Origin of the sequence: Pseudoalteromonas sp. P1-25 (assembly GCF_001401805.1) — a bacterium.
Lineage (GTDB): Bacteria > Pseudomonadota > Gammaproteobacteria > Enterobacterales > Alteromonadaceae > Pseudoalteromonas.
In genome coordinates this window covers 1-5,787 of sequence record NZ_LKDW01000058.1, presented here as the reverse complement: position 1 = coordinate 5,787, position 5,787 = coordinate 1, and the positions used below count along the sequence as shown (strand labels likewise).

Annotated in this window: 8 protein-coding genes; 1 reads left to right on the top strand and 7 read right to left on the bottom strand. The window is 36.9% G+C overall.

From position 1 onward, the window contains the following. Positions 1–180 precede the first annotated feature (180 nt). From AN393_RS19345 to AN393_RS19335, 3 genes are all read right to left on the bottom strand, one after another. Positions 181–1,020 carry a DUF4062 domain-containing protein gene (locus AN393_RS19345; RefSeq protein WP_055018924.1) on the bottom strand — a complete coding sequence of 280 codons (840 nt, stop codon included), beginning with the start codon at positions 1,018–1,020 and terminating at the stop codon, positions 181–183. Between the two features lie 336 nt (positions 1,021–1,356). Continuing rightward, complete coding sequence (locus tag AN393_RS19340; protein ID WP_055018923.1) at positions 1,357–1,608, bottom strand: Rho-binding antiterminator; 252 nt, start codon at positions 1,606–1,608, stop codon at positions 1,357–1,359. A gap of 15 nt (positions 1,609–1,623) precedes the next feature. Then, on the bottom strand, positions 1,624–2,463 hold the full coding sequence (locus AN393_RS19335) for a DUF417 family protein (RefSeq protein WP_055018922.1): 840 nt from the start codon (positions 2,461–2,463) through the stop codon (positions 1,624–1,626). A 358-nt stretch (positions 2,464–2,821) separates the two neighbouring features. Here AN393_RS19335 and AN393_RS19330 point away from each other — a divergent pair, with 358 nt between their 5' ends. Next, on the top strand, positions 2,822–3,202 hold the full coding sequence (locus AN393_RS19330) for an N-acetyltransferase (protein WP_055018921.1): 381 nt from the start codon (positions 2,822–2,824) through the stop codon (positions 3,200–3,202). Here the strand turns inward: AN393_RS19330 and AN393_RS19325 are convergent. The 4 genes from AN393_RS19325 to AN393_RS19310 all read right to left on the bottom strand — a co-directional run bounded on the left by AN393_RS19325 (position 3,199) and on the right by AN393_RS19310 (position 5,374). Next, entirely contained in the window at positions 3,199–3,834 is a 636-nt protein-coding gene (locus AN393_RS19325) for a trimeric intracellular cation channel family protein (protein ID WP_055018920.1), read from the bottom strand. The genes AN393_RS19330 and AN393_RS19325 overlap by 4 nt on opposite strands. Positions 3,835–4,023: 189 nt before the next feature. Beyond that, entirely contained in the window at positions 4,024–4,347 is a 324-nt protein-coding gene (locus tag AN393_RS19320) for a hypothetical protein (RefSeq protein WP_055018919.1), read from the bottom strand. Positions 4,348–4,395: 48 nt separating this feature from the next. Further along, a complete protein-coding gene (locus AN393_RS19315) occupies positions 4,396–4,665 on the bottom strand; it encodes a hypothetical protein (RefSeq protein WP_235575972.1) in 270 nt (89 codons plus the stop codon). Between the two features lie 244 nt (positions 4,666–4,909). Continuing rightward, entirely contained in the window at positions 4,910–5,374 is a 465-nt protein-coding gene (locus AN393_RS19310) for a hypothetical protein (protein WP_055018918.1), read from the bottom strand. Positions 5,375–5,787 lie beyond the last annotated feature (413 nt).

Below are 5,787 nucleotides of genomic sequence, written 5' to 3'. Positions count from 1 at the left end.
GAATTTGCTTTTTCTCATCGTAAATTTTCCTATTTTCGTTAATGGAAAATTCTACTTATGAACTGTTTCATTTTTTGGGGGAGTTACATAATAATCATTGGAATTCACCAGCACAACGCCCGCAGCACGGGCAAAATTGGAGCGCAGCAGAAATTTTCCCTGTGACTGCACTTGTTATATTTACAGCTCTATCATATCCGCAATTTGATAACCCAAATTACTAACTTCAAAGACTTCCCCTTTATGTCCACGCTCAACTAGCAAGTCTTTATATGTTAACTCTTCAAGAGCAGCTTCCCATTTAGCAACTTCTCTTCGTTCATTTGATGGGATTATATTTTTACCATTTGTTTGTATGTCTGTACCACCTATGTACCGAACATGTATTACATTACCATGAGGATCGAGACTTGCCTCTTTAAGCAGAACACGCGCTTCGTGACTTAACTCAGGAAACTGAGTTGAGGACTCAACTGGCGGAGAGATATTTTCTGAATGTATATCTTTGAACAGAGGATGTTCGTTTAATTTAAGTTGTAGATGGCGATAGAACTTTTCTTTGAAGTCTGCATGACTATCATAACCTTCATAAAGACCACGGCTCTGGCAGGACGTTTTAAATTTTTTAAGTTCTTCGACCTGCTTCAGAACTACAGTATCCATAGCAACAGGTTGGCTAGAAAAATAAAGCATAGCTGGCTTGCCAGATAATATATGCTTTTCGATTTCCTCAACTGTCCCACTGGCGTATTCTGAAGTAGGGGTGCCTATGCGAGTCCAAAATACACCAACTAGAAAGTCGCATTTATCTAATATTTGCTTATTAATTATCTCTTGAGGGCTGCCACCCATTTCTGGTGAAGAATGCGACTCCCATCCAATTGGCATTAATACGATATTTCTTGATTCAGAATGCACTGCATTCCATTCATAAATTACATCACGAATGATAGTTCGTTCGGAAGCTACATCTCCAGGGGATGCAATCATTACGTTAAAGACTTTAGATATATAACTCATGTTGGAAAACTCTCCTTGTAAATATAACAGCTTATTAAACACCTCAAAACGGTGTATATTCCATCGTTCAATAATTCCACTAAATAACTGCAATGTAAACAAGCAATTAGGTATGCAGTGAAAAAGCCTTTGTTATATTGCACCAAAACGGCTTTTAATAATGTTATTGGACAAAGTCAAAATAGCTGTTTATGTTAACAGTTCATTCTAAAGGTAAATTTTGGCTTTGGGTATTTAGCACGTATGAGTTAAAGCATTGGCCAGATAAGCGAGCCTTAACATATTGATGAAACAGACCCGCTGGAGTGTTTATGATAAAACGAATTAGTTAGTGAATTACTTTACATCAAAGTCCACATGATCAAAGTAAGGATTACTTTCACGCGCTTTAAGAACGCTGATTGTAGTGAGCACAATAAGCTTTAGCTCGCCACTTACATTAATGGCAATGCACTCTTGTTTAAGTGCATTGCGTTTTGTATCAGTTGCTACGCCACATACACTAACACCATTTTTTAATACAAGCTCAATATTCAGCCTGTTCATACAGGCAATTTCGATGTAGTCGTAATGGTTGCAACTGATCATAAAGTCCTCTTTACATTATTTGGCAGGCTTAAGTAGCATTAAATTGGCAATAACAATTAAGTTGCCTACATACCATAAATCTTTAATTACAAATTGCCCTAAACGCTCTAATAACGTGCTTGAGCTAAACGCACCGGTGGCGGTAATTAAAAATGTTTGAGTCATTAAAAATACACTTAAACACGCTAAGCCACTCACAATAATAAGCTTTTTATTGTTGAGTAAAATGCCTGTGCCAAGAAGCACTGCAAATAATACATCAAACCCACCAATGATATTTGATGCGCCTTGTACGCTAAATACCGTGTATAACCACGACATAAACGGTGAGGTTTCTACTAGGCCTACAATGGCTTTGGCTTCAAACTCATAAAATTTCATGCCGCCAATCCACAGTAACACCATAGCAACCGGTATAAAGTTTAAAAGTACGTGTTGTTTATCTGTTAGCTTGTTTTTATAAAACAAAAATAAATACAGAGGAATAACAGCAAAGTATTTAATTATGCCTTGCCCACTGCCAATAATTGGAAAGCCGCCTAACTGTGCCATCCAGCGGTTACTGGCAAATAAGGTAAGCAAAGGCACTATGCTAACAACTAATGCGAGTATAACTGCAGGCACAGGCTTTATTAATTTTAAATGCGCAGCTAAGGTGGTGACTGCCAACGCAATCATAGCGCTGCCAGTGAGTAAACCTAACGTGTTTACACTGAGTAAAGTATCAAGTTTATAAAAACTAAATGTCGCTATGAGTGTGTTTGGGTTGGCACCTAAAGCAAACGATACACCAAGTAATGCAAAGCTGAGTGTAAGTAAAAAGGTGAGTGCGTTATTTGTGTGTGTTAAGTTCATTGTGTGCCCATTAAATCAGTAATGGCTAATAAAGACCTAATTTTTACAAAAAGTGATTCAACTAAAGTTAAATTTTTTAAATACAAGGAAGGACATTTTGGTTTTTACGTTTACAAAAGCCACGCCCGAAAAGCGGTTTAACCTGCGCTTTGGTTAAGAGATTTAGATATAGTTGGTTAGTAATGTTACTGGGTCTGTTTTCTCTAGCTAGAAATTTTAAGTGAAAACAAGGCGAATTTGCGCGTCAATAGCTAGCCTATTGCAAGTAAATTCAACGCAGTTAGCGCTAAGAATAGCTGCTTGAGATAGATTTATTAGCCAAGGCTCAGGTTATTAATTAAATCTTAGAAAACTTACTATGGTAGAGCACCTTGAGGTGGCCGGCTTATTTTTAACTGAGCAACAGCATAATGAGAGGGTTTACGAGCAATACGATTGCTCTCATCTTATACAGTTTAATGGTAATACCATAGGTACGTTAAAGTACAAAATATGGGGTAGCCACATTGAAATAATGCAATTACAAATACACCCCAACCATCAAAATAAAGGCTACGGCAGAGGCGTTATTGAGCAAGTAATTAAAACTGCAAAGTTAAAGCCTATCAAACTAACAGTACTTAAAAACAATCCTGCTAAAGCACTTTATACTCGACTAGGCTTTAAGATCACTGGGGAAGATAACTATGAGTACCATATGCAAACTCAGCCAATTAATAACTCCCGCCTTAAAACCTAATCACTTTGATTTTTAAAATCTTTTTTTCTGAAAATGGTTAGGTGCCAGCCCCATTTAAGCGAGCCTAGCCTTAAAAATACCGTTGAAAACAATGAGCCTAAAATACACCAAATATAATCGACTTCTAGGGTAAATAACGCAGCATAAACTAAACCACCGACTAAGCAGGCTGAGGCATAGGGTTCGTTACGCATAACTGAAGGCACTTCACGGCAAATCACATCGCGTATTAGGCCGCCAAATATCCCTGTAGTGATCCCCATTGTTATCGCGATAATCATACCTGTGCCGCCTATTAAGGCTTTTTCTATGCCCATAATATTAAATAATGCCATCCCTATGGCATCTACGAGTAAAAAGTAATAGTTGTTTACATGTGGTAGATAACGCACAAATAATATGGTGGCGATAATAGCGGCGTACGCTGAATATAAATACTCGGGCGTGGCTACCCAAAAGATCGGTTTATCTAACAGTATATCTCGTAGTGTGCCACCACCTAAAGCAGTAACTGTTGCAACTACAACTACACCAAATCCACTTATGTTTTTTTCGTAGCCCAATAATGCGCCTGCTACAGCAAAAAATGCCACACCGAGTAACCCCAGCACCATAAAGTATTCAGCAGTCATGTGCAGTCCTTTTAAAAATTTATAAATGTGTGCATCAACTTATATGCCAAAAATAATTAGCAAGAGCAAAAAGAGGATTAAAAAATACTATTTAAAAACAATACAGTAGAAAACGTTTAACGCAGTTGTAGGTAAGGCTTAATAAAATGTAATATTTAAAAAGGTAATTATTTTAAAAGTGAGTAGTTTTTACACATTTTTTGTTTTTAGCTGAGCTGCTTTTTTTAGTGCCCACCAACCAATTGTTAGACTCATTAATATACGTACGGGAAAGTAAACAACAGCAGGAATACCAAATAACCAATTGGCAAAGCCTTGGGGCATTACATAAAATGCAACCTGCTTCACCCAATAAATAAACTCAACATACTGCGCTAAAAAGTCATTAAGCGATAAGCTCAGAGGTGCTAAATTATTACTGATTACAACCCATAGTGCATACATACCAAGCAAGCCATCACCCACACTGCCAATATAAGATGAGTAACCTATAAATAATAAAAAGCCGCGCATAGTAAGTCCCTGTTAGCTGAATTGTAAGTTAAATAATAACTAGCCTAGTTAATTGCAGCCTTTATTGGTTTTAGTTAGGTGAACGTCATGCACACTTGCATGGGCGCCACAGTAAAACATATAGTTGGAGCAGTGATGGTTCTCATCCTTAAGATTCAAGCCATTTTCATCAAATTCTAGCTCAAATTTACAGTTAATGACGTATTCGGGCTCTTGTTCTTCAAACACCAGTTTTTTATCCTTTAGTACCAAAGGTAATGGTTCTGTAGTTCCCTCAGCGGCGCTGTGATAGTGCAAATATGAAAGTTGTAGCCCCATATAAGGCCTTCTGTAAAATATTTTTCGCTTTTTTTGAATATATTTATGTAACTCGTTTTTAGTTTAAAATGCTCATTACTTTCGCCTCCATCTTTGTTGAGCATAGGGGTCGCGCCTGTTATTTTATCCGTTGTGGAATAACATCCTTCAAATGAGCTTGCATATGAATATCCACTAAAGATGACACTTACTAGCATCAAAAATATTAAAACCAGTTTGCTCACCACTGCTCCTTGCTGCGCTGTTAATCTTCGTCAAAAAAACGGCCACTATCATCTGTCATTTTTACTGGTAGGCCGTTATCAACCATAAAATAGTAAAAACGTAGGTCGTCAATTAAGTCTGGAGCGGTTATTTCAATATCTTGGTATGTCGCGTTTTTAAACTTAAATCGTAAAATATGCTCAAAACGCTTAGTTTGGCAATAAAGCACTTCTTCTAGCTCAGACACTTTTATATTTATGCCGAGTAGTTCAAACTCGCCATTTACAATTTCAATTGCATGAGCCTGTTCTGTGTTTGCACAATACCACTGTGAAAAAAACCTCAATAATACAAACGCAAAGAGGTATAAAAATTGATGCAGCAAAGGCTGTTCAATAAATACCTCTACCCAAAATAAAACTATAACTGCGATAAATGTGTTGAAACCAAGCGTCCAAAGTAGTTTTGCGCTGGGTGTTTTTTTGTACCTTGTAAGTTTTTTCATAAGTCCCTTTTTAACGTTATCCCTAGATAAATATTGCTACAAAATATTACTTATTTTTTTCCTGCTATTGTTGGGTCGGCATTGTTTGCGCGCTCTTGCGCTTAGAAGTGCGTCTATTCCTTCTCGCGCTCAGGAAAGCGTTCTCGGTCAATGGCTTTTGCGCTGGAGTAAAGTTCATCTAATGTGTAGGTAGAAAAGTCTATTGGGGTGTCCATGCTTGGGGGGATTCCTTTACGTAATTTATCTCAAAGTAGCATAGCTTTAGTAATTTATTCAATATCTTAAATTAAAGACTGGCGTAGCCTTTAGCTTTTAGCTTTTAGTTTTTAACTTTTAACTTTTAACTTTTAACTTTTAACTTTTAACTTTTAACTTTTAACTTTTAACTTTTAACTTTTAACTTTTAACTTTTA

What these genes read in the sequence shown, in the direction of transcription:
- AN393_RS19345 (WP_055018924.1), bottom strand. Translation starts at nt 1,020, where the DNA reads ATGAGTTATATATCTAAAGTCTTTAACGTAATGATTGCATCCCCTGGA.
- AN393_RS19340 (WP_055018923.1), bottom strand. Translation starts at nt 1,608, where the DNA reads ATGATCAGTTGCAACCATTACGACTACATCGAAATTGCCTGTATGAAC.
- AN393_RS19335 (WP_055018922.1), bottom strand. Translation starts at nt 2,463, where the DNA reads ATGAACTTAACACACACAAATAACGCACTCACCTTTTTACTTACACTC.
- AN393_RS19330 (WP_055018921.1), top strand. Translation starts at nt 2,822, where the DNA reads ATGGTAGAGCACCTTGAGGTGGCCGGCTTATTTTTAACTGAGCAACAG.
- AN393_RS19325 (WP_055018920.1), bottom strand. Translation starts at nt 3,834, where the DNA reads ATGACTGCTGAATACTTTATGGTGCTGGGGTTACTCGGTGTGGCATTT.
- AN393_RS19320 (WP_055018919.1), bottom strand. Translation starts at nt 4,347, where the DNA reads ATGCGCGGCTTTTTATTATTTATAGGTTACTCATCTTATATTGGCAGT.
- AN393_RS19315 (WP_235575972.1), bottom strand. Translation starts at nt 4,665, where the DNA reads ATGGGGCTACAACTTTCATATTTGCACTATCACAGCGCCGCTGAGGGA.
- AN393_RS19310 (WP_055018918.1), bottom strand. Translation starts at nt 5,374, where the DNA reads ATGAAAAAACTTACAAGGTACAAAAAAACACCCAGCGCAAAACTACTT.